The organism is Moorena producens PAL-8-15-08-1, assembly GCF_001767235.1.
Classification (GTDB): domain Bacteria; phylum Cyanobacteriota; class Cyanobacteriia; order Cyanobacteriales; family Coleofasciculaceae; genus Moorena; species Moorena producens_A.
The window spans coordinates 6,118,611-6,140,743 of sequence record NZ_CP017599.1; the positions used below are offsets into that span (position 1 = coordinate 6,118,611).

Consider the following 22,133-nt stretch of genomic DNA (forward strand, 5'->3'; position numbering starts at 1 on the left):
CCTTAAATTTTGGGGGGGGTTTTCCCCCCTTGGCCAAGGGTTTCGGAAATTTCTGACATATGTGATTGAAATAGCCGTGGATAGTATTTCTACGGCTATTTTTTTTGGGAATTAAAAATTAAGAATTAAGAATTAAGAATTAAGAATTAAGAATCGGGAATCGGGAGTGGAACTGGCATCTTGCCAGTTTCATTTTCAGGCGGCCAGGATCCTCACTCTACTCCTATTCAGGGCAAAGACTAACTATATGGCGTTGCTGATTCTGGGTATGGTTTTGCCCCCCTAGCCCCCCAATTCTGGGGGGAACAAGAATCCATTTATTGCTAAAAGTCCCCCGAGCGAGGGATTGCTCGCTCGGGGGATTTAGGGGGCTTGAATGTAGCAAATGAGACTTCTCAGACAACCTCTGAGAACTGCTATAAATAACAGCTAGATTCCCAACCGTTGATAAACCTCGTCCAAATGTTGCAAATGCTGCTCGGGATTAAAACATTCCTCTATTTCTGAAGGGGTTAGCTTACTCGTAACATCAGGATCCTTAGTAATCAAATTGTAGAAATCTCCCTCAGGTTGATTCCAGGCTTGATGAGCACAAGACTGAACAATACTGTAGGCATCTTCCCGATTCATGCCCTTTTCTACTAAAGCTAACAACACCTTTTGGCTAAATACTACACCACCATAAACATTCATATTCCGCTTCATGTTTTCTGGATAAACCAACAAGTGTTTCACTAAATCTGTGATTTCCACTAACATGAAGTGAGTTAAAATACACACATCTGGCAGAATGACTCGTTCTACAGAGGAATGAGAAATATCCCGCTCATGCCATAGGGCAACATTTTCTAAAGCAGCCACCGTATGACCTCGCAGGATTCGTGCCATCCCGCTTAGCCGTTCAGAACGAATTGGATTACGTTTGTGTGGCATAGCAGAAGAACCTTTCTGTCCTTTAGAAAAGAATTCTTCTACTTCTAAGACATCGGTTTTTTGGAGATTGCGAATTTCTACAGCAAACCGTTCAATGGTTGCCCCTAACAGAGCTAACTGCTGGACAAACTCACCATGGCGATCGCGAGAAATAATTTGGGTTGAGGCAGTATCAGGTTGCAGTGACAGGTTTCGACATGCGATCGCTTCCACTTGAGGGTCAATATTGGCATAGGTTCCCACAGCACCAGAAATCTTGCCCACAGATATGTTTTCACGCAGAGCCACTAAGCGATCGCGATGGCGGCAAACTTCTGCTAACCAACCGGCCAGCTTAAAACCAAAGGTAATTGGTTCAGCATGAATTCCGTGAGAACGACCAATCATCACCGTGTAGCGATGTTGTTGTGCCTGGTAGCGAATCGCTTGAGCAAGCTTCTCAATATGTTCGAGGATAATATTTAGACTAGCAACCAGTTGCAGTGCCAAGGCAGTGTCTAAAACATCAGAACTAGTCAAGCCTAAGTGAATGTAGCGTCCCACATCCCCTACATACTCATTCACATTAGTCAGAAAGGCAATCATGTCATGGCGGACTTCTCGCTCAATCTCTTGCACCCGCTTAAGGTCAAAATCCGCCTTTGCCTTAATTTCCTCTACTGCTTCACCAGGAATCTTACCCAGTTCCGCTTGTGCTTCACAAACAGCTATTTCCACCTGAAGCCAGGTTTTGAGCTTGTAGGTGTCTGTCCACAATTCCCCCATCTCGGGTAGGGTGTAGCGCTCAATCAATTCCAATATCGCAGAACACAACCTTACTATTGTAGCAGTTATGAATCGGATGAGGGACTTTCGTTTTGGGTTTTAGGGAGTCGGGAGTCGGGAGCGGTGCGACCCGTGGCGAATTTAATTCGCCTACGGAAAGCGCACCGAGGGAGTCGGGAGTCGGGAGGTAGCGTGGTCAAAGTGTTTCTGCACAAGGCTTACAAGGTATTGAATCTAGGGCATCATGAGGATAAACGCTATATAATTGATTAATCATTCCTCAAATCCCCTATTGCCTATTGCTAGCATGCCTATTGCCTACCTATTGCCTATTGCTAGCATGCCTATTGCCTACCTATTGCCTATTGCCTACCTATTGCCTATTGCTAGCATGCCTATTGTCACCTACCATGACCAATTTTCCTCTCAATGCTGGGTCTATCCAAATATCCGGGAACGTGAGAACCCCTCTCTTTTAAGGAGGGGATGAAACGGACACGACGGGTTTTAACCCGCCGTGTCTATAATAAAGGATAGGAGGTGATAGAAAGTTGTATAGAACAATTCCAGTTAAAGCGTCATTTACTGATGAAGATAAAGCTTTTTGGGTCTTTCAGTGTGAGCAAGCAAATAGCTTGATTAATTGTGCAATTTATTACACCAAACAAAAACACTACAGTTGGCTTGAACAGCAAGAAGAATCATTCACTACTTACTGGAAGGATGATGAGCTTAGGTATGGCTGGAAGACCTATAAGTGCAGTACAAAGTACCCAGAACTAGATAAAACTTTAAAGTTAACTCCCCATTACAAAGCAATGGCTGCCCAGTCGGCTCAACAGACCCTAAAGACAGTAGGTGAGTCCATTGCCAGTTACAACCAATTAGTAAGTCTTTATTACAAGGGCAAAGTTGACAGACCAAGACTGCTTAGGTACAGAAAAAAAGGGGGATTGGCTGCTGTAACTTTTCCCCGACAAGCACTCAACTACAAAAAAGGCTTGTTTTATCCGTCAATAAGCAAAGAAACTAAGCCTCATTTAATAACTGAAATCGCATTAGAACCACCAGATTTTATAGATCCCGACTGGGTGAAAGAGGTTACTGTTCGCCCGTATTTAGGAGAGCTATGGATTGATTGGGTGATCGACAACGGGAAAGAAGCGATTGCTAGCAACCCAAACCTTGACTACACTCAAGCCTGGAGCTTTGATCACGGTGGAACCAACTGGTTGACTGGAGTTTCAACCTGTGGGAAAAGCTTGATTATTGATGGTCGTAAGCTTAAGTCAATGAACCAAGGTTATTGTCGTCTGGTAGCCAAGTACAAACAGGGCAAGCCAGAGTTTTACTGGGATTCTAACCTTGACCGGGTACAACGGAAACGCAACAACCAAATCAGAGATGCGATCAATAAAGCAGCTAGGTTGATTATTAATCGCTGTTTGAATGATTGCATTGGGAATCTGGTAATTGGTTGGAACGAAGGGCAGAAGAATCGTTCCAATATGGGCAAGCGTGGTAATCAGAACTTCGCAGTTATCCCCACCGGAAGATTGATCGAACGGTTAAAACAACTTTGCTATGAGTACGGGATTAAATTAACAATTACCGAGGAAGCGTACACGAGTAAAGCGTCTTACCTTGACGACGACAGCCTCCCAAAACATGGTGAAAAACCCAAAGGATGGATACCGTCGGGCAAACGGGTTAAGCGTGGACTGTATAAAACTTCTGAAGGATGGCTGATCAATGCAGACTGTAACGGCGCTGCAAACATAGCCCGAAAAGTAGCCACACAGTTAGGTCTAAACCTGACCAAGGTGGGTAGGGGAGCTTTGGCACTCCCAAAGCGATATGATCTGTTCACCTCACTGAGTAAATCATATCGCACAAGAAGTGTTCGCGTTCGCGTAGCGTCGGCGAAAGCCGAAAGCGTCGGCGAAAGCCGATAGTGGCACGGTTTCAACCCGCCACGTAACAACCTTGTAGAATCCCCGTTTTTTAAAGCGCGGAGATGTCAAATTAAGCTTTAGTACCAGATCAACAATCGGAGGTCACACTTGACTAATACAGGTATGATTAAACACCTAAAATGGGCTAAACGGGCTCTAATTGCTTTAATAATCCCAATTTTAATACTCCTATCGGCCCCACCAGCCCTTGCCCAAGCTGATCTCACGATCACCCCTAAAAGTATGACTGTGGCAGGTACCAGGGGTTCTAGTACCACCCGCAGCTTACTCTTGCGCACGACTAACGCCGTCAAGGATTTACAAATAATCTCCCTAGACCTGAATACTCAGGATGGCCAAGAAATTTTCCCCGCCAACTTGATTCAGCCTACTTTATCAGTCGAGGAGATTGAGGACAATAGTATCCTATCTCTCCCGATCGAGTTTCAATTAAACAATGCCCCCAAAAGTGGAGAATTTAGTGGTGAATTACTGATTAAGTTCTCAGAAACTGAACTAAGCGTACCATTAACAGTCCGAATTAAAGACCCCTTCCCCATACCTCTGGTAATCATATCCATTGGGGTTATATTGAGCATAGCTGTGTCCGGCTACCGTAGCCGAGGGAAACTACGGGACAAAATTCTGGTGCGGGTTGGTCAATTGCGTACCCAACTACGCAGTGACCCCCAGTTAGCTAATACATCACTAGCCGATCAATTCGACTCTATACCAAATCCCTTCAAGACCCGAATTGAAGGCCATCTGCTAGATGTCGAGATGGCTTTGCAGGGGGAACGTTGGAACGATGGTAATCAGGCAATTACCCAAGCCGAGTCAGTGTGGCTGAAATGGCGCAAAGGTCGTGAGGACTGGCTAGCACTCCTGAACTATGGTCAGACCCTGGAAGAAAAAATACCCAGCACTCCGGATCTTGACCCCCGTTATCTACAGTCAGTACGCCGTAATTTGCAACAGGCAATCCGAGAGGCACCTGAGCAAAATCCTCAAGACTTGTATGAGCAGTTAGATGAGTTGGCAAAACAGATTAATCAATACCTGCAACTGGATGCTAAACTCAGCGACTTGGACAACCTGCTGGTGGAAACCACAATATCAACACAAGAGTTACAGACTTGGCAACGTCAGGAAAAGAATTTGCGCAATAAGTTGAATAATCTCGAACCTACCGATAAAAAAGCTGCTCAGGAGTTGAATGGTCAAATCGAAAAAGCGATCACTCTACTAGTCAAACAAATACCACCTAACTCCACTAAGTTAGGCTTCCTGATCAGCCAACCTGATTTATTGCAGAGAGCACCAGGGATCGATACACCACGGATAGTTATCCAAGAGCCAAGACTAGCAAAAATTCGCCTTTGGATTTTCTCTGCAATCAGTTATGCGATCGCAATCGTCCTGCTTGCTGGTAGTGGCTTCATTGAGCTATACACCTATAAATCCACCTTTGGCGCTAACCTCTGGGGTGACTATGGAGTCCTCCTGGCTTGGGGGTTTGGTGCCGAAGCCAGTCGGGATGCCATTGCAAAAGTCGTGGCAAATTTGGACTTACCAGGATTGACATAATCACTCGATCAGGTTAGCAGGTTGAAGGTTAGCAGGTTGAAGGTTAGCAGGTTGAAGGTTAGCAGGTTGAAGGTTAGCAGGTTGAAGGTTAGCAGGTTGAAGGTTAGCAGGTTGAAGGTTAGCAGGTTGAAGGTTAGCAGGTTAGCACGTTGAACGCGATCGCTGAAAGCGGGACTTCGTCCATCGCGTTCAACCAAACCACCTTGGCCTTTGGCCACGCGCTTCGCAGCAAAGCGGGACTTCGTCCATCGCGTTCAACCAAACCACCTTGGCCTTTGGCCACGCGTTCGCGTTCAACCTTCAACCAAACCACCTTCAACCAAACCACCTTGGCCTTTGGCCACGCGTTCGCGTTCAACCTTCAACCTTCAACCTTCAACCTAAAAACCTTCAACCTTCAACCTTCAACCTTGGCCTTTGGCCACGCGTTCGCGTTCAACCCCCAAAGGCGAACAACCGAACATAAGGAATTAAATTAATAGGTACCAATAGGTTGTTAAATGGGTGTTACTTGGGCAAATTGACTGGGAACTATATAACTGTAACCACATTGGATTTGTCAGTCAATCAGGATTAACGTGTCAAACACAGAATCGTTAAGTGTCGAGATAAAACAAGCTTTTCTTCGATTAATTGCCCAGCAGACAGGATTAGTTATTAAAGAAGCAGACCAAGACAATTTAATTGAAACCATCCTTGTGAGAATGAAATTTCTCAAATTTGGTTCCCCAGAAAGTTACTATCAACTCTTAAGATCTCCCACTATAGAAAGTCATCAAGAATGGCAAAAGCTGGTTATCTTACTGACTAATACTGAAACTTACTTTTGGCGAGATAAAGGTCAGTTTAATACCTTAAAAAACTACATTATTCCAAAAATAAGTGAACAGCAAAATAACCACAAAACAATTCGGATTTGCAGTGCAGGTTGTTCAACGGGAGAAGAACCTTATTCTCTGGCCATTTTACTCCATAAACTTATTCCTGACTTAGAAAAATGGAAGGTTAAAATTTTTGGTATAGACATTAATAAATATGCCCTAGAAACTGCAAAAAAAGGAATTTACAGTTCTTGGTCATTTAGAAATATCCATCCAGACATAAAGCGTGACTATTTTCGGATCATTAACAATTCCTATCACATCGATAATCGGATCAAAAAAATGGTCACGTTTAAAACGGTTAATTTAGTCAAAGATTCATTTAATAAGCAAAACTATGATCTAAAAGACCTTGACTTACTTATTTGCCGTAATGTTTTCATTTACTTTGAAGATTCAGCTAAAGCCAAAGTTTTAGATAAATTTTATGATACCCTCAAACCCTTAGGATATCTCCTCACAGGTCATGCTGAACTATATGGTCATAATTTAAGCAAGTTTCAGACAAAAGTATTTCCAGAATCCCTAGTCTATCAACGTAGAGCCGATAATTTCATCCTTAAAACACCTCCTCTGGTATCCCTCACCAGTGAGGAAAAGTCTCCTCAAGTAAAAAACTTATCATTAGAGGTCTTGCAGAAGTCACCACCTTCGGAACGGCAACCGATAACAGCAGAATTTAGTAATACACAAAAAACTAATGTTGCAAGAGATATATGGTCGGTTGATGATACCCCTATCAACCTAATCAAGTCTCAAGAAAATACAAAGTTACAAAAAACTGCTAAGGAGGTGATCATAGAAGTAGAAAGACTTTTACAAAAAGAGGCTTATGATTTAGCAATTCAACAATTAAAAAACTTTCTAAAAATACATTCTAATAATTTTCATGCTTATTACCTGATGGCTCAAATTAACGCCAATCTCGGTAAATATGAAGAAGCAATTAACTATTGTCAAAAAGCTTTAGATATAGATTACCTTTCTGTTAATCCCTATTACTTGTTAGCACAAATTGCTGAAGAACAAGGAAATCTAGTAGAAGCCAAACGAATTTTTAAAAAAATTATTTATCTTGAACCCTCTTCTATTAAGCCTTACTTAGATCTGAGCCATATTTATCAGAAGGAAAGAAATCAAAAACAAACCCGAAAAATGAAGCAAGCAGTTATTAATATACTCAAGCAATTATCTCCCAAAACTATAATAAAAGACTATGATAATCTGACGGCTGCTGAACTAATTATCAAAATGGAAACAGAATTAAACGATTATTAACTATAGCAAAGGGAGCAGGGAGCAGGGAGCAGGGAGCAGGGAACAGGGAACAGGGAACAGGGAACAGGAAACAATAATTATCACAATTACTAGAGGGATTGCTATATACAATTAATCCGGTAAATTAGTTAATTTAAAATTGATCATTGATAGTTAATATTTAGTCAATAGAGCCAGAAAATGAAAGAGTGTCACTATCTCACTTTTAGCTTAAATAACTGCCTTTATGGCGTCAGCACTGTTTACGTAGAAGAGATTTTTTTTCTGCCAGAGTTGACACCGATTCCAGAAGCAGATCCTGATATCGTTGGTGTGATTAATCTCCGGGGAGAGATTTTGCCAGTCATGGATCTTAATCTCAGCTTTAATTATCAATCACCAGGCTATCGCTTAACAGATAGTGTAGTAGTTTTAAAATCGGAAAAGGTACGAGTAGGCATCATTGTTAATGAAGTCTATGAAGTAAGACATATATCCCCGTCGGAAATTAGCACTGAACTTTATCATGGTCGAGACTGGGCAAGAGTTGAGGAAAAAAAATTCATCGCTGGTATTGCCAGGAGTGGAGAAGATATTTTAATCCTGAGTAATCCAGAGAGTTTACTCCAGTATGTAGAGACACAAAAGCTTGCCTCCGCTGAAGACTCCCTGGAAAAAGAAATTCAGGATAATAATCACCATGAATCTGAATTATTATTAGTCCAAAAGCCTGTATTTTGCCCAAATGCTACTCGGTCAGAACGAGACGTTTTTCGTAAACGAGCTGATCAGCTAAGGCAGTCGGAAGACAGTCAAGATGTAAAGGATTTAATACCCCTAGCGATAATTATTTTACATGGTGAATTATTTGGGATTGATTTAAAAATGGTGAGGGAGTTTACCCCTATTGGCAAAGTCACTCCCATTCCCTGCTGTCCAGCCCATATCATTGGGAACATGAACCTACGAGGGGAGATTCTTACGTTAGTTGATATTCGCAGAGTATTAAATCTACCGCTGATGGAGAGAATTGATAGTTCTCAAGCAATGGTTGTAAAGCTTGAGGATATCGTTGCTGGTATAACCATGGAAGAGGTATGTGATGTAATTTTCCTGAATCCACAGGAAATAACAGCAGTGCCAACTGGGATCAATTCAGGTCAATATGAATACATTCAGGGAGTAGCTCCCTATCAGGAAAAAATAATGAGTATTCTGAATTTGCAACAAATTTTACTGAATGGTGGGTTAGTTATTAATCATTAGACCTCTTGTAATCCAACATATAAGCTTGATCATACTGATCAGCTACACTCAACTTAGTTACCCCTACTCCGAAGCTCCCGCGAACCCCAAGGGCGGGGTACCTCACCAAATTGAGAACTGCTATAAGTGATTAATGGGTAGCAATATTTTTTTGAAATTGGTATAGCGGGTTTTATCCTAATGAGGTACGCATATTTTTTTCTATCTCCCCTGAGCGAAAGTTCCCGATTCCCGATTCCCGATTCCCGATTCCCGATTCCCGATTCCCGACTTTTCTAAACTTTTGATTAGATATTTATTAATTATTCGTAGCAATTCTTGGGAATCTGGGGGCTTACCTAAAAAATCCGTTGCGCCGACTAGTCTAGCCCGGGCGCGGTCAATTGTGGTATTCTGAGCTGTCAGGATAATAATCGGGGTCTTATTGAAAACTGGGGATTCTCGCAAAAATTTACAGACGCTATAGCCATTTGCATTTGGCATATTCAGGTCTAGCAAAATTAAATCAGGTTTGTGTTCAATCAGTTGGGAGAAACCTCGCATCGGTTCTTCAATACTCAACATTTGATAACCGGCTGGTATCAAGATTGTTTTTAAACTGTGAGCCAACACAGGACTATCATCAATACAGGCGATTAAAGGCTGTTTCTTGGCGGATTTGGTCGGCTGAGTTTCTGATGGGGGTGGCGTTCTTACAACTGGTGGGTTGACAGGGGCTTTGACAGGTGGATTGACAGGGGCTTTGACTGGTGGGTTGACAGGGACTTTGACTGGCGCTTTGGCAGTTGGTAGTTGTAAATCTGGAATCCTTTGGAATTCCAGCATACTCTTCTCAACCAAAGGGAGCAAAGAGCGAGTCACCTCTGTCACCGATGTTTTTTGCTCCCAGGCAATATCCCACAGGGTTAACTTACCATTGAGATACTTGTTCAAACCTGGGAGCAGTTTAGGATCTGTTCCAGGTTTCAAAACTGGTGAGAGATTGGGGCTGAGGTGACCAAAATCAGCAGCTTGCCATTCTTGGTAATTCTGGTTTGCTTGAGCGAGAACAGTTTGGATTTCCCTGGAAGACAAGGCTAAACCCATGCCAAGAGTCGATGTTTTTTCTTGACTCGGTTGCCAGTTGTTTTGTAAGTCTGTGTAGCCACTTAGTTCAAAAAAACATTCTTGGACAATGGAACGAATCATTAACTTTGCTTGGATTAGGCTCAGTTGCTTTTGGTTAATTCCTTGCTCTAGAAGCTGATATTCCCAGGGCTGATAGTCCGACTTCTCGTAGAGTTCAACAACATAGTTAGGGCAATGGGACTTTAAGGCTCTGTAAAAGCGCCTCACAGGATGAAGGCCATCGGTGGCATAGAGCAATTGACCATAGACAAGGTAAACTTTCCAAACGACGCTATGGTTGCTTAGAGTTAGCTCTCCAATAGTTCTCTGTTTACCTAATTTTTCTAATTCTTCAATCAGTCTTATTAGTATCATTTTTACTGGTTAACTGTACTGGTTAAGGGATAAATCTCAGGAGTTACATATCTATAGTTCCCAGCAATTTAGCCCCAAGTAACAGCTTCCGGTTCAAAATGGATTAAGAATGATAAATCATCAGTGATTATAGTACTACTCATTAAGCTTAGGACATTGATAAAAGCTGAAAAGCTGTTGTAGTAAGCTTTTGCCTTTTGCCTCTTGCCTCTTGCCTGGCGCGTAGCGCTATATCTGTTGTTCATCATTTACCGTTCTGTACTTATTTGTAGCTATTGACACCGAATCCGCCCATGATTTTCCCCCTAAGCACCCAGACGAGAACGAAGTTGCGGCTATACAAACTTTGTTATAAAGAGGGTTTTTAAGCCGGATTTAGTATCACAGCTAACTGTAGTGGAGTGACAAGTGTTTAACCGTCGCTCCGTTGAAAATAATAAAATTCAGGGTCCGGTGAAAAATGGTCAAGTATGTAGTCTACAACGTTACGGATCAGAAATATGTGGCGGCTGTGAAAGCTGGCGAGACACGATACACAGAAAATGGCACAGAGGCACACCAATTTAACAGCGAGAATACAGCACAAATGATGAGTGAGAATCTCACCTTATTTAGTGGTCTGACTCATGTTGTCAAACCGATCCAGTAGTAAGCTAATGCGCTACGCGCACGCTGCGCGAACAGCTAATGCGCTACTTGAGGTGCTACTTGAGGTGATAGTATATAGCACTACGCATTAAAGTTAGGACATTGATACAAGCTCAAAAGCTGTTGTAGTCAACTTTTGCCTCTTGCCTCTTGCCTCTTGCCTTCCGCGTAGCGCTATATGACTGCTGATAGCTGACTGCTGATAGCTGACTGCTTAACCGGCCAAAAACAACAGACATTGTGACTTTGGCAATATTTGTTGGGAATTCTATGAGTGTAGCCTCAACAGATTGCTAAATCAATCAGTTTCCTCGCCTCTTATCCCATCCCCTAAAGAGGAATGGCTTTTCTATTGTGGATTCTCTAATTGTAGGTAACCAGCTATGTTTGCCAAATCTACCCAAAAATTTTTCAGCAAACTTCAGAATCAAATACTGCTCCTGCTGTTTTTAAGTAGTGTTATTCCCCTCTCTGTTGTGGGATGGTATAGTATTTCTTCCTCTAGCGATGCCTTATCAAACTTAGCTAAAAATGAGCTAGAGGAAGAGGTAGCTGACGAAGCCGGACATATCCTGGCATTTTTAAATTCTATCAATGATGATGTTCTGTTCTTGAGCAAAGTTCCCCCGATTCAAGGGATAATCCGAGCTAAAGCTGGTGGTGGAGTAGATAAGCAAGATAACTCTTCTTACGATACTTGGGTTAAGCGGTTGCAGACCATCTTTGCTGTGATGATGGAAGCGAAACCCTATTATATGGAGCTGAGGTATTTGGACGAGAAAGGCAATGAAATGGTGCGAGTCGATTCGGATGGCACTAAAATCATAGTTATCCCCAAAACCCAGCTAAAAAATAAAGCAAAGCGTTCATTTTTTAGTCAGACAATTAAGTTGTCTCCTGGCAGTATCTATGTGTCACCCGTGGAGCTGCATCGGGAAAATGGTGTGATTAAACAGCCTTATAAACCAGTGATTCGGTACGCTACACCGATTTTTGATTCAGCTGGAGTACAAAGAGGAATTGTGATCGCTAATGTATTTGCCGAGGAATTCATAAAATTTATTGCAGATACAGAATTAGCAGTCAAGGGAGAAGAGGCATTACTGGTCAATAAAGATGGCTACTACCTCTCTCATCCCAACCCCAAAAAGGAGTGGGGTTTTGAACTCAACACGGATCAGAACTTGAAAAAAGATTATCCGAAACACATTGCCCAGCAAATTCTCAGGGGTGAACAGGGACTGATTGACCAAGGAACTAATAAGCTGATCAGTTACTATAAAGTTGTTCCGAATGGCGAGCAGCGGCAACCGTTATTCGTTATCAATCACGTTTCTAAGGGGGAAGTTTTTGCCTCTGTCAACTCCTTTAAAATCCTGGCCAGCCTGATCATTTTGGTTGCTATAGCGGCAGTGCTGCCACTGGCAATGGTCAGGTTACGCCAACTGGTGAATCTGATTAAGCAACTGGTTAATGGCATCTCCACCTCTAGTCAGGAAATGTTTTCTACCCTCGAACAGCAAGAACGCATTGCTGGTCAACAAGCTGCCTCGGTGAATCAAACCACCATCACCATGGATGAGCTGGAAGCGTCTTGCCGACAGTCCGCTGAGCAAGCCGATGCTGCCGCTATTGCTGCAAAGCAGGCACTTCAGCTCACCCAGAACGGTACCCAAGCGGTGGGAGAAACCCTCCACGGCATGTCTACTTTGGAAGAGAAAGTGGATGCGATCGCTCAACAGAGTATGCGTCTGAGCCAGCAAACCAATCAAATTGGTGACATCTCCGAGCTGGTTTCTGAATTGGCAAACCAAACCAATATGTTGGCACTGAATGCATCAGTAGAAGCGGTGCGTGCGGGAGAGCATGGTAAAGGCTTTGCAGTGGTTGCTGCAGAGATTCGTAAATTAGCAGACCAGAGTAAACAATCTGCCCAAAAGATTAATGTTTTAGTTTCTCAAATCCAGAACGAGATTAATTCAACGGTGATGGTTACGGATGAAGGAACTAAGACAGTAAAGACCGGAGTGCAAATCGCTCAAAAAACAGCTCAAGCCTTCACTGGGGTAGCAGATGCGGTCAACAATGTGGTGTTAAACAATCAACAAATTTCTCTGAATCTCAAGCAGCAAGTCGATGGCATTCAACAAGTCCTCCAAGCAATGAGCACTGTTAACAAGGGGGCAAAAGAAACTGTTATTGGCATCACTCAAAGTAGAGTGGGTACTGAGCAACTTAAGCAAGCTGCTGTGGAACTAAAGCGCATGGTTTAGTAAAGGTTAAACTCAGATATTGTACCAAGTTTAACCTTTATCTGTAAAAGTAGGGAATAGGGAACAGGGAATAGGGAATAGGGAATAGGGAATAGGGAATAGGGAATAGGGAATAGGGAATAGGGAATAGGGAATAGAAAACAGTAATACTATTTTTTTATTAATTAAATAAATTGTTATTACTTCCGATATTATTTTTTTTGACTGGTGCAAATTTCATTGAAATAAAAATAATTGAAAGTTTTAATATAGGAAGGAATATCGTGTTTTTTTTAAAAGTTATCTATTTCTGAATGTTTCATTTAACAACAAGTTTAATGACTAAAAAATAGTTAACTATTTTCTACAAATCAAAAAATTTTATGTTCCCTGTTACCTGTTCCCTGCTCCCTGTTACCTGTTCCCTGTTCCCTGTTCCCTAACATCCAAAAATTTGTACCTCACCCAATTAAAAAATGAGTAACCATGATAGAAGACGAAGAACTACGAAATATTTATAAAATTACCAGCGAAGAACGTTTGCAGAAATTGGAAATTGGTTTGCTGCATTTAGAAAAGTACCCACAGGACAACGCTACTTTGGAACAGTTGCTGCGGGAAGCTCACAGCCTCAAAGGAGACTCCAGAATAGCGGGGATAGAGAATGTAGAAACCCTTATTCATGGTGTAGAAGACATTCTTGGCAGCATCAAACGTCAACAAACAGTTTTAACCCCACAGGTTAGCGATCGCCTTTATCAAGTCATAGATGCTATGGGTCTGCTGGTATATGAAGCAGTTACTGGTTCCGCAAGTGGTGTTGATACACCCTTGATGCTTAACTACTTGATGGCAACAGTTTCACAGCCATTGCAGCCAGACCAAGAAGCTGCTCTACAAAATGGCCATGTTTCCCAACTGGCACCAACTGTTATAGAAGATGAAGACTTGCGAGATATTTATAAAATTACTAGCGAAGAACGTTTGGAGAAACTGGAAGTCGGTTTACTGCATTTAGAAAAGTACCCACAGGACAACGCTACCTTGGACAAGTTGCTGTGGGAAGCCCAAAGCCTCAAAGGAGACTCCAAAATAGCGGGGATAGAGAATGTAGAAACCCTCGCCCATGGTGTGGAAAACATTCTCGAGAGCATCAAATGTGAACAGACCTTTTTAACCCCACAGGTTAGCGATCGCATTTATCAAGCCATAGATGCCATTCGCCTCTTAGTATACGAAGCAGTTACTGGTTATCTGAGTGGGCTTGATACCGCCGAGATACTTGACCACTTGATCACAGCAGTTCCAGATGTAGGTCAAGACCATGACTCACCCCCTGATGACTCACCCCCTCAAGTAGCTCAATGTGAACCAACTGAAGCAACTATGGAGGAGTCCCCACTATTACCGACTCTACCATTGCTTCCTAACAAAACTCCTTTAATAGTAACTCCAGAGGTTTCATCGAATCTTAGTGAACCCTACCGGATTGACACCATTCGGGTTCCAACTCCCTATCTTGATGCCTTAATGACACAAACCGGGGAACTAACAGTCACCAAAATTGGTATGGCTCATGCTATGGCTGAAATTGAGGAAGTGGCAACCCTATGGGAAGAGTGGAAAGTCGTTCATTGCCAAGGGCAATACCTGGAGTCTTCATCCATAGGAACCAATTCGTATGTACAACGCCTAGAACAAAAGATTAACTCTCTAAGAAGAATAGCTCAGGAAAACACTACAAGACTAGACATCATTGCTGGGGAATTAGACGAAAAAATTCGCACCCTCCGGCTTCTCCCCCTCTTCACTGTGTTTCAGTTATTTCCCCGTATGGTAAGGGATTTAGCCAGACAACAATCAAAAGAGGTCGAATTAATCATCGAAGGAGGAGAAACCACTGCTGATAAACGCATCCTGGAAGAAATCAAAGACCCCTTGATGCACATAGTTCGCAACGCCATCGACCATGGCATTGAAACTCCCACTGAACGAGAAAAACTTGGCAAGTCTGCTGCGGCCACGATTTGGTTGAGGGGCTACCAAAAAACCAACACCATTGTTATTGAAGTAGTAGATGATGGACGAGGATTAGATATCGAGAAAATTAAGCAAACTGCTGTCCAGCGTGGACTCTGCACAAACGAAGAACTGGAACTAATGACTCCCAGACAGATTCACGCCCTGATCTTAGCTCCTGGCTTTTCAACCCGGACATTTATTACAGAAATTTCTGGCAGAGGAATCGGCTTAGATGTCCTACGCACCAAGGTTGAGCAGCTTAACGGCAATATCGAGATCGAATCAACCCCTGGTCTTGGATGCACCTTTCGCCTCCAGCTACGCACAACCCTGTCCACTGCTAATGTACTGCTGGTAGATGTTCAAGGGATTATCCATGGGCTACCGATTGAGTTTGTGGAAACGACTTTACTAGTTTCCCGGGAGCAAATATTTACGATTGAAGGTCGAGAAACCATCGCCTTAGACGGTCAAGCTATTGCTGTAGCAAACCTAGCTGATTTGCTGGAGTTGTCTAACTCGATTGGTTATACCTCTATCGCCACACTTAAGCAACAAAAAAGCGATCGGCGACCATGTATCCTGCTTAAGGTGGCAGACGAACAATTCGGATTGTTTATCGATGACCTTTTGGATACTCAAGAGGTGGTGATCAAACCTCAGAGTCAGTTATTAAAGCGGGTGCGTAATGTCAGTGGAGCAACTATTCTCGGTACAGGGGAAGTTTGCATGATTCTTAACCCTCCAGATTTGCTCACATCATTGCAATCCTATCAGCCAACCACATCCACAGTCTCAACCAAACTAAGGGAAATCGTTGAAACCACGCCAGTAATTCTCCTAGTAGATGACTCGATTACCGTTCGCACCCAAGAAAAACGGATACTAGAAAGGGCTGGGTATGAAGTAGTGACAGCTGTAGATGGATTAGATGGCTATAACAAATTAAACACCCGTCACTTTGATGCCGTAATATCTGATGTAGAAATGCCCAATCTAGACGGATTTTCCCTAACTGCTAGAATTCGTAAGCATCAAGAGTATAACGAATTACCCATAATTCTGGTAACATCTTTGGCTTCCGATGAACATAAGAAAAAAGGGGTCGAAGCGGGGGCTAATGCCTATATAAATAAAGGAAACTTTAATCAAAATTTTCTAATCGAAACGTTACAAATACTTGTTTAATAGTTAATTTTAATGTTAATAGTTAAGGTTGAAGGTTGAAGGGTGAAGGGTGAAGGGTGAAGGGTGAAGGTTGAAGGTTAGGTTAAATTTTAAATTTAAAAATAATCAATGACTATTCGAGTTTTATTAGTTGAAGATTCACCGCTTGCTATAGTAGTCCTGAAAAGGATTCTGAATTCATCAGAGCAGATTGAAGTGGTGGGAGAAGCTGGAACTGGCTTAGAAGCTTTGAACTTAATTCCCAAAGTTCAACCAGATGTCATTTGTACAGACCTCCATATGCCCCACATGAATGGTCTGGAGTTGACATCTAAAGTTATGGCGCTCTATCCTAGACCGATTCTGGTGATTAGTGTTTCGGTGCAGCAAGAGGATACTGATCAGATTTTTGAGCTTTTAGATGCAGGAGCAGTGGATATTTTTCCTAAGCCGTCCGCAGGAATGACAAGGGAAAATCAGTTGATCCAGCAGGAATTGATCAATAAGATTAAAATTCTATCTGGGGTCAAGGTCTTTACAAAAAACCGAACGTCTATACTAGGTAGACAAAAGCAGGGGAGTTCTGGGAAAGGGAAGCTTCCGGAAATTGACTACAGCACCAATCAAAATCAAATTGGTGGAGTATCACAGACAGGAAATCGTGCTGCTTTCTCTTATAATTACTCTTCTAAACCAAGAATAGTTGTGATTGGTGCATCTACAGGTGGACCCCAAGCCCTAAACGAGGTATTCACTCAGCTACCGTCGGATTTTCCTTTACCAGTAATTTGCGTCCAACACATTAGTCTTGGTTTTTTGCAGGGATTGATCGATTGGTTAGCTAGTCATTGTCCCTTGCCAGTTCAGATTGCTCAACCAGGAGATATGCCACAACCACGAAGAATTTATTTCGCACGAGAACAGCAGCATTTAGAATTGGATGCTATGGGTCGATTTATCTGTTCTGATTCAGAGCCACTGGAAGGACATCGGCCTTCTGTAACCGTCACATTTGAGTCTGTCGCCAAGTTTTATGGCAAAGCTACAGTGGGGATATTGTTGACGGGTATGGGTAGAGATGGAGCGACTGGTATGGAGACGATCGCTGAGGTTGGTGGCTTGACCATCGCTCAAGATGAAGCGACTTCCTTGGTGTTTGGCATGCCTAAAGAAGCGATCGCTCTCGGAGCAGCCAAAGAGGTTTTACCAATTGGTGCGATCGCACCAAGGCTACGGGAGTTGTGCTTATTGAAACTTGAAACTTGAAAATAACACTTGACACTTATAACCGTAGCGCTATAAATACTAGTCCCTTATAGTTTACTTCAAATAATTTTCATCTCATCCAGGCTCGCGATCGCTATATCAGCTCCCTGTAAATGGGAAGCTTCTGGCTTTCCCCAGCAAATACCAATGCAACCCGCTGCACCAGCACCCTTTGCCATCTCAATATCACCGGCTGAATCTCCAACCATTAGGGCGGAAGCAGGTTTTACCCCTAAAGATTGGCACGCTTGTAGGAACAACCTGGGATCAGGCTTACTGATTTCATAATCCACACCTTGCTGTAATTGGATATAGGGGTCTAGCTGATGTCGATGGACAAAGGCTTTTACACCAGCCGTAGAGTCTGCTGAGAGAATACCTAGCTTTACACCAGCTTCTGAGAGGAATTTAAGGACTTCTAGGCTACCGGCAAACATTGGGGAAGTTCCAGCCCCATCTGGCAAGTACTTCTCGGCTTCAACAAAGGCACTGCCAGCAATTTCCAATGACTCTAACCATCCCCGACCAGTCTCAGCAATATAAGCCGCAGCCGCAATTTCATTTTCCCGACGGCTACCCACTGCCATTAACCCGGTAGGGTCAAGGGTGTCATCTTGGACACCAAATGCCATCAGCAGGGGTTCTCCAATACCAGGGATTTGGGCATCGATTAAACGCGATCGCTTATAGGCTAGTTCTCTTAAATAAACCTGTGAATCCTCTAAGGTACCGTCTTTATCAAATATGACTGCTTCAATATTGGGGAAAGTCACCTTCCCACAACGAATGGTTACCAAGGGTTTATGCCGTTGTTCATTGTAATCAACTTCATTCTACTAGGTCGTTGTTCAAGATTCGCACCTGCCAAGTTCTTTACTCTTGTTCCGGAACAGGGCGATAAATACAGATTAGCCATTAGCCTTAGCTAACGGCTAATTCTTGTGGCTGCACGCACCTAGTTGTTACTCGTCGATGGCAGCTGCTACAAACTCTCCCTCTGGCACTGCGTCTTCTTGAGGCTCTGGGGACTCTTGGGACTCTTGGGGCTCTGGGGACTCTTGAGCCTGAACAGGCTCTGGGGACTCTTGAGCCTGAACAGGCTCTGGGGACTCTTGAGCCTGAACAGGCTCTGGGGACTCTTGAGCCTGAACCTGCTCTTGGGGCTCTGGGGACTCTTGGGGCTCTTGGGGCTCTGGGGACTCTTGAGCCTGAACCTGCTCTTGGGGCTCTTGAGCCTGAACAGGCTCTTGGGGCTCTTGAGCCTGAACAGGCTCTTGGGGCTCTGGGGACTCTTGTGGCTCTGGGGACTCTTGTTGAGTCATACTTTCTGGAGTTATACCTTGCTGTTGTGCTAGCATTTTCTCCCGGTACTTCTGAGCCATTTCTTCTGCCTTCTCGAAGACCACTTCCCGGTTGTTAATCATATCTCCCGGTTCTGGCTCTAACTGCTTTGTTGACAGAGAAATCCGACCTCGGTCAGCATCCAAGTCAATGATCATCACTTTTAGTTCATCATTGACATTAAACACACTATGAGGCGTATCAATATGATCATGGGAAATTTCGGAAATGTGCAGCAATCCGCTGACCCCGCCAATATCAATGAATGCACCGTAAGGTTTGATTCCTCGTACTGAGCCAATCACCACCTCTCCGACTTCTAGGCGGTTCATCTTGCGCTCGACTAGAGCACGACGGTGGGATAGTACCAGACGATTACGGTCTTCATCTACCTCCAGAAATTTTAGGGGCAGTTCTTGGGCCACCAAATCTTCCTTGGCTGCCCGAGTGCTAATATGAGAACCAGGAATAAAACCGCGCAACCCTTCAATACGTACCAACGCTCCACCACGGTTAGTGGCGAATACCAGAGAACGCACCGTAGCATCCTCCGCTTGTAATTGGCGCACTCGCTCCCACGCTCGCATATACTCAATGCGACGGATAGAGAGAGTCAACTGTCCATCTTCATTTTCATCGGTCAGGATGAAAAATTCCCGTGTTTCGTTGGATTGTAAAACCTCATCAGGATTATCAACTCGATTTATTGACATTTCCTGAATCGGAATATAGGCGGCGGTTTTCGCACCAATGTCAATCAGAGCGCCCCTCGGCTCTAGACTGAATACCGTACCCGGAACTATATCCCCTGGGCTAAAATGATAATCATACTTATCCAGAAGGGCAGCAAAATCTTCGTGAGTGAATCCTATATCTGTAGTTTTTGTTTTCTGACTGAGCATGTGCGTTGTTTGTCCTAGTTTGATTTGGTTTTAATGACTATGCCTCCTGTTGATGTACAAGCACGTCAGCATTGTGCTGTTTACACCGACATTGCGTTGTCCTACTTGTGACATCTCCCACACCTGTTGGGGGGTCGGGGGTAGGTGTGGGCTTCTCGCCAACCCCAGCTATCGCCATTTCCTTAAGGAAACCGATCCGCATTCGGGTACTCGACAAGCTTTACTATTGACGGGATGCCCCACCGCCAAGTTTCTGAATCTTATCTGATTTTAATTGCTCTATTGCAATCAGGTTTTCGGTCTACTCTCAATAACCAAGGGCATTTTCGGCTTTGGTTATCAAATAGACATAAATTCACCCCAATTTATATCTATTATAATTTATTAGACAAAACCTGAACTGAGCTCTGCGTCCAAAAGTCCCCCACTGGCTTCGCCCACAGGACGACACTTGCGCCTTTGGTAGAGGCTAGTGGGCTAATCTCGAACTGATCAGCTCATTTAATAAGATTTAATTAAGACCAGAAATCCTATTATAACCTAATCGAGATTTTGTTATTAGTATCTTTACCGAACTTTCCAGGGTATTGTGCTACCTCCTATATCCCCCTATGGGGGATGTTAGCCTAATAAATGCCAGGGGTACATTCTGCACCCAAGACAAGGCAGGGATACCCCAGCAATCGACGTTTAGCCAGTAGGAATACCCAGTGGTTGCCACTCCAGAAAAATCTCAATCAGTCAAACCTTCCCCAAGCCATGGTCACGAACGAGTTGCGGTTTTACTCATGGGTTATGGAGAAGTCGAAAGCTACGAAGACTTCGCCAACTACAACGAACAAGCCTTAAACTTGCTCACTGCCAAATTTGCCCCAGTCCCCAACTGGATCTATCCACCCTTAGCCAAAATTTTGGCAATGTTTGATTTCCACGAGTGGGGGCACCAGCATGACAACTTTATTTCACCCCACAACAAGATTTTTGAACAGCAACGGGCAGGCATTGAAAAACAACTGCAAGCTAAATGGGGCGATCAGGTCAAGGTATTCAAAGCCTTTAACTTCTGCGCTCCCTTTTTGCCAGAACAAGTCCTCAGTGAAATTAAGGAGCAAGGGTTCCAAAAACTGCTGATCTATCCCCTGCTAGTGGTGGATTCCATCTTTACTAGCGGCATTGCGGTGGAACAAGTCAATAAAGCCCTCGAGAAATTAGAGGATAAAGATCAACACTGGGTTCAGGGATTGCGTTACATCCCGTCTTTCTATAACGAACCAGAGTACATTAATCTAACTGCTCAATTGGTGGAAGAGAAAATTACTACCGATTTAGCTCAAGCTTATCTGCCCTCCCAAATTGGCATTGTCCTGATGAACCATGGCTGTCCCCATGAAGCTAAAGGATTTGTGTCTGGGATTGACGAAAGTCAGGCACTGTATGAGGCAGTACGGGAAAAGTTGATGTATAAGTATCCCCTAATCTCTGTGGGCTGGCTTAACCACCAAACTCCCTTAATTAAGTGGACTCAGCCTCACACGGAGTTAGCAGCCCAGAACCTGATTAACTTAGGGGCTAAGGCGATTGTGTTTATGCCGATTGGCTTTGCCACAGAGAATCACGAAACCCTCTTAGATGTGCATCACATTGTCCACGCTCTAAAGCGTCGTAACTCAGAGGTTACCTACGTAGAGATGCCCTGTGTTAATGATCATCCAGAATTCTTAGAGATGGCAGCGCAATGGGCTAATCCTCAAATTGAGGTACTACTATCAGAAAATGCTCTATCTATCAACCCCCAGTTGGCAGCTGTGCAGGCATCAGAGCACCATCATCACCATCACCATCACCACTGATTCACCAGAGCATTTTAGTAGGTTGCTTTATATTAGGTTGCTTTATATATAGCACCTTCTTGCACCTCCTCCGTTCTCCTCCGACTGTTCTCCCTCTTCTCCTGTTCTAGGAAAGATGTCACAGAATAGAACTGTAGGCTGGGAATCAATGAAACTTGTCCAATCATAGGAAAGCCTAGCTGATCCCAGCCCCATAAAGTGCCGAGTGACAGGATAACAGGATAACAATTATGGATAATAACGACTGGCTCAAGCAGTTATTGTTGGTTGGGGTTGGCACAACCTCAATGGTTGCCGAAAAACTGCGAGAGGTAAGTGATGAATGGGTTAAAGATGGTAAAATCAACTCCGACCAAGCTACCGCTTTTGTGGATGATCTGATGAATCAGATCAAGTCAGAGCAGGGTAACTTTGAGAGCAACATGGAACGGCAGTTGCGCAATATGTTGCAGGATTTAGGGGTTCCTCGCCAATCAGAAATGGATGAATTGCGAGGTCGTATTGACCGTCTGGAGCGTCAGGTGCGGGATTTAGAAAATAAGCTCTGGCGTTGATAATC

At 43.5% G+C, this 22,133-nt stretch carries 18 protein-coding genes and 1 pseudogene; 12 read left to right on the forward strand and 7 right to left on the reverse strand.

Translation table 11 applies throughout. From position 1 onward, the window contains the following. Positions 1 to 429: 429 nt before the first annotated feature. Entirely contained in the window at positions 430 to 1,725 is a 1,296-nt protein-coding gene (gene purB / locus BJP34_RS22325; protein ID WP_070396827.1) for an adenylosuccinate lyase, read from the reverse strand. Positions 1,726 to 1,763: 38 nt separating this feature from the next. Further along, positions 1,764 to 1,898: a hypothetical protein gene (locus BJP34_RS49250; RefSeq protein ID WP_267876340.1), complete on the reverse strand. Its 135-nt coding sequence runs from the start codon at positions 1,896 to 1,898 to the stop codon at positions 1,764 to 1,766. Between the two features lie 107 nt (positions 1,899 to 2,005). Here BJP34_RS49250 and BJP34_RS22330 point away from each other — a divergent pair, with 107 nt between their 5' ends. From BJP34_RS22330 to BJP34_RS22340, 3 genes are all read left to right on the forward strand, one after another. Further along, positions 2,006 to 2,188, forward strand: coding sequence for a hypothetical protein (locus BJP34_RS22330; RefSeq protein WP_070394237.1), 183 nt, complete (start codon positions 2,006 to 2,008; stop codon positions 2,186 to 2,188). Positions 2,189 to 2,249: 61 nt separating this feature from the next. Further along, positions 2,250 to 3,653 carry an RNA-guided endonuclease InsQ/TnpB family protein gene (locus BJP34_RS22335; RefSeq protein WP_070394238.1) on the forward strand — a complete coding sequence of 468 codons (1,404 nt, stop codon included), beginning with the start codon at positions 2,250 to 2,252 and terminating at the stop codon, positions 3,651 to 3,653. Between the two features lie 108 nt (positions 3,654 to 3,761). Further along, a complete protein-coding gene (locus BJP34_RS22340; protein ID WP_158517389.1) occupies positions 3,762 to 5,240 on the forward strand; it encodes a hypothetical protein in 1,479 nt (492 codons plus the stop codon). On the opposite strand, the pseudogene BJP34_RS50500 reads toward BJP34_RS22340, so the two are convergent. After that, positions 5,241 to 5,324: pseudogene (locus tag BJP34_RS50500) on the reverse strand (hypothetical protein); the annotation flags it as partial. Between the two features lie 191 nt (positions 5,325 to 5,515). On the opposite strand from BJP34_RS50500, the gene BJP34_RS40585 reads away from it, so the two are divergent. The 3 genes from BJP34_RS40585 (at position 5,516) to BJP34_RS22355 (ending at position 8,644) form a co-directional block, all read left to right on the forward strand. Beyond that, positions 5,516 to 5,719 carry a hypothetical protein gene (locus tag BJP34_RS40585; RefSeq protein ID WP_158517390.1) on the forward strand — a complete coding sequence of 68 codons (204 nt, stop codon included), beginning with the start codon at positions 5,516 to 5,518 and terminating at the stop codon, positions 5,717 to 5,719. A gap of 99 nt (positions 5,720 to 5,818) precedes the next feature. Then, on the forward strand, positions 5,819 to 7,399 hold the full coding sequence (locus tag BJP34_RS22350; protein ID WP_070394241.1) for a CheR family methyltransferase: 1,581 nt from the start codon (positions 5,819 to 5,821) through the stop codon (positions 7,397 to 7,399). A 180-nt stretch (positions 7,400 to 7,579) separates the two neighbouring features. Continuing rightward, positions 7,580 to 8,644 (forward strand): chemotaxis protein CheW, encoded by a 1,065-nt coding sequence (locus BJP34_RS22355; RefSeq protein ID WP_070394242.1) that lies wholly within the window; start codon positions 7,580 to 7,582, stop codon positions 8,642 to 8,644. A gap of 201 nt (positions 8,645 to 8,845) precedes the next feature. On the opposite strand, the gene BJP34_RS22360 is transcribed toward BJP34_RS22355, so the two are convergent. Then, entirely contained in the window at positions 8,846 to 10,126 is a 1,281-nt protein-coding gene (locus tag BJP34_RS22360) for a response regulator (RefSeq protein WP_070394243.1), read from the reverse strand. Between the two features lie 460 nt (positions 10,127 to 10,586). Between BJP34_RS22360 and BJP34_RS22365 the strand changes: the two genes are divergently transcribed. Together BJP34_RS22365 and BJP34_RS22370 are read left to right on the forward strand one after the other, a co-directional pair. Then, a complete protein-coding gene (locus tag BJP34_RS22365) occupies positions 10,587 to 10,775 on the forward strand; it encodes a hypothetical protein (RefSeq protein ID WP_070394244.1) in 189 nt (62 codons plus the stop codon). 382 nt (positions 10,776 to 11,157) lie between these two features. Further along, positions 11,158 to 13,047, forward strand: a complete 1,890-nt coding sequence (locus BJP34_RS22370; RefSeq protein ID WP_070394245.1) for a methyl-accepting chemotaxis protein — start codon at positions 11,158 to 11,160, stop codon at positions 13,045 to 13,047. A gap of 30 nt (positions 13,048 to 13,077) precedes the next feature. On the opposite strand, the gene BJP34_RS37415 is transcribed toward BJP34_RS22370, so the two are convergent. Then, a complete protein-coding gene (locus tag BJP34_RS37415; RefSeq protein ID WP_083305304.1) occupies positions 13,078 to 13,260 on the reverse strand; it encodes a hypothetical protein in 183 nt (60 codons plus the stop codon). A gap of 252 nt (positions 13,261 to 13,512) precedes the next feature. Here BJP34_RS37415 and BJP34_RS22375 point away from each other — a divergent pair, with 252 nt between their 5' ends. Continuing rightward, complete coding sequence (locus BJP34_RS22375; protein WP_070394246.1) at positions 13,513 to 16,236, forward strand: hybrid sensor histidine kinase/response regulator; 2,724 nt, start codon at positions 13,513 to 13,515, stop codon at positions 16,234 to 16,236. A 108-nt stretch (positions 16,237 to 16,344) separates the two neighbouring features. Then, positions 16,345 to 17,481: a chemotaxis-specific protein-glutamate methyltransferase CheB gene (gene cheB, locus BJP34_RS22380; RefSeq protein ID WP_070394247.1), complete on the forward strand. Its 1,137-nt coding sequence runs from the start codon at positions 16,345 to 16,347 to the stop codon at positions 17,479 to 17,481. Between the two features lie 59 nt (positions 17,482 to 17,540). Here the strand turns inward: cheB and BJP34_RS22385 are convergent, their stop codons facing one another. After that, positions 17,541 to 18,278: an HAD family hydrolase gene (locus BJP34_RS22385; RefSeq protein ID WP_070394248.1), complete on the reverse strand. Its 738-nt coding sequence runs from the start codon at positions 18,276 to 18,278 to the stop codon at positions 17,541 to 17,543. Between the two features lie 165 nt (positions 18,279 to 18,443). After that, positions 18,444 to 19,724, reverse strand: coding sequence for a 30S ribosomal protein S1 (locus BJP34_RS22390; RefSeq protein WP_070394249.1), 1,281 nt, complete (start codon positions 19,722 to 19,724; stop codon positions 18,444 to 18,446). Positions 19,725 to 20,434: 710 nt separating this feature from the next. On the opposite strand from BJP34_RS22390, the gene BJP34_RS22395 reads away from it, so the two are divergent. Together BJP34_RS22395 and BJP34_RS22400 are read left to right on the forward strand one after the other, a co-directional pair. Continuing rightward, positions 20,435 to 21,574, forward strand: a complete 1,140-nt coding sequence (locus BJP34_RS22395) for a ferrochelatase (protein WP_070394250.1) — start codon at positions 20,435 to 20,437, stop codon at positions 21,572 to 21,574. A gap of 230 nt (positions 21,575 to 21,804) precedes the next feature. Then, positions 21,805 to 22,128: a phasin family protein gene (locus tag BJP34_RS22400; RefSeq protein ID WP_008180024.1), complete on the forward strand. Its 324-nt coding sequence runs from the start codon at positions 21,805 to 21,807 to the stop codon at positions 22,126 to 22,128. The last annotated feature ends 5 nt before the right edge of the window (positions 22,129 to 22,133 follow it).

What these genes read in the sequence shown, in the direction of transcription:
- BJP34_RS22355 (WP_070394242.1), top strand. Translation starts at nt 7,580, where the DNA reads ATGAAAGAGTGTCACTATCTCACTTTTAGCTTAAATAACTGCCTTTAT.
- BJP34_RS22360 (WP_070394243.1), bottom strand. Translation starts at nt 10,126, where the DNA reads ATGATACTAATAAGACTGATTGAAGAATTAGAAAAATTAGGTAAACAG.
- BJP34_RS22375 (WP_070394246.1), top strand. Translation starts at nt 13,513, where the DNA reads ATGATAGAAGACGAAGAACTACGAAATATTTATAAAATTACCAGCGAA.
- BJP34_RS22400 (WP_008180024.1), top strand. Translation starts at nt 21,805, where the DNA reads ATGGATAATAACGACTGGCTCAAGCAGTTATTGTTGGTTGGGGTTGGC.
- cheB (WP_070394247.1), top strand. Translation starts at nt 16,345, where the DNA reads ATGACTATTCGAGTTTTATTAGTTGAAGATTCACCGCTTGCTATAGTA.
- BJP34_RS22330 (WP_070394237.1), top strand. Translation starts at nt 2,006, where the DNA reads ATGCCTATTGCCTACCTATTGCCTATTGCTAGCATGCCTATTGCCTAC.
- BJP34_RS22370 (WP_070394245.1), top strand. Translation starts at nt 11,158, where the DNA reads ATGTTTGCCAAATCTACCCAAAAATTTTTCAGCAAACTTCAGAATCAA.
- BJP34_RS22365 (WP_070394244.1), top strand. Translation starts at nt 10,587, where the DNA reads ATGGTCAAGTATGTAGTCTACAACGTTACGGATCAGAAATATGTGGCG.
- BJP34_RS22390 (WP_070394249.1), bottom strand. Translation starts at nt 19,724, where the DNA reads ATGCTCAGTCAGAAAACAAAAACTACAGATATAGGATTCACTCACGAA.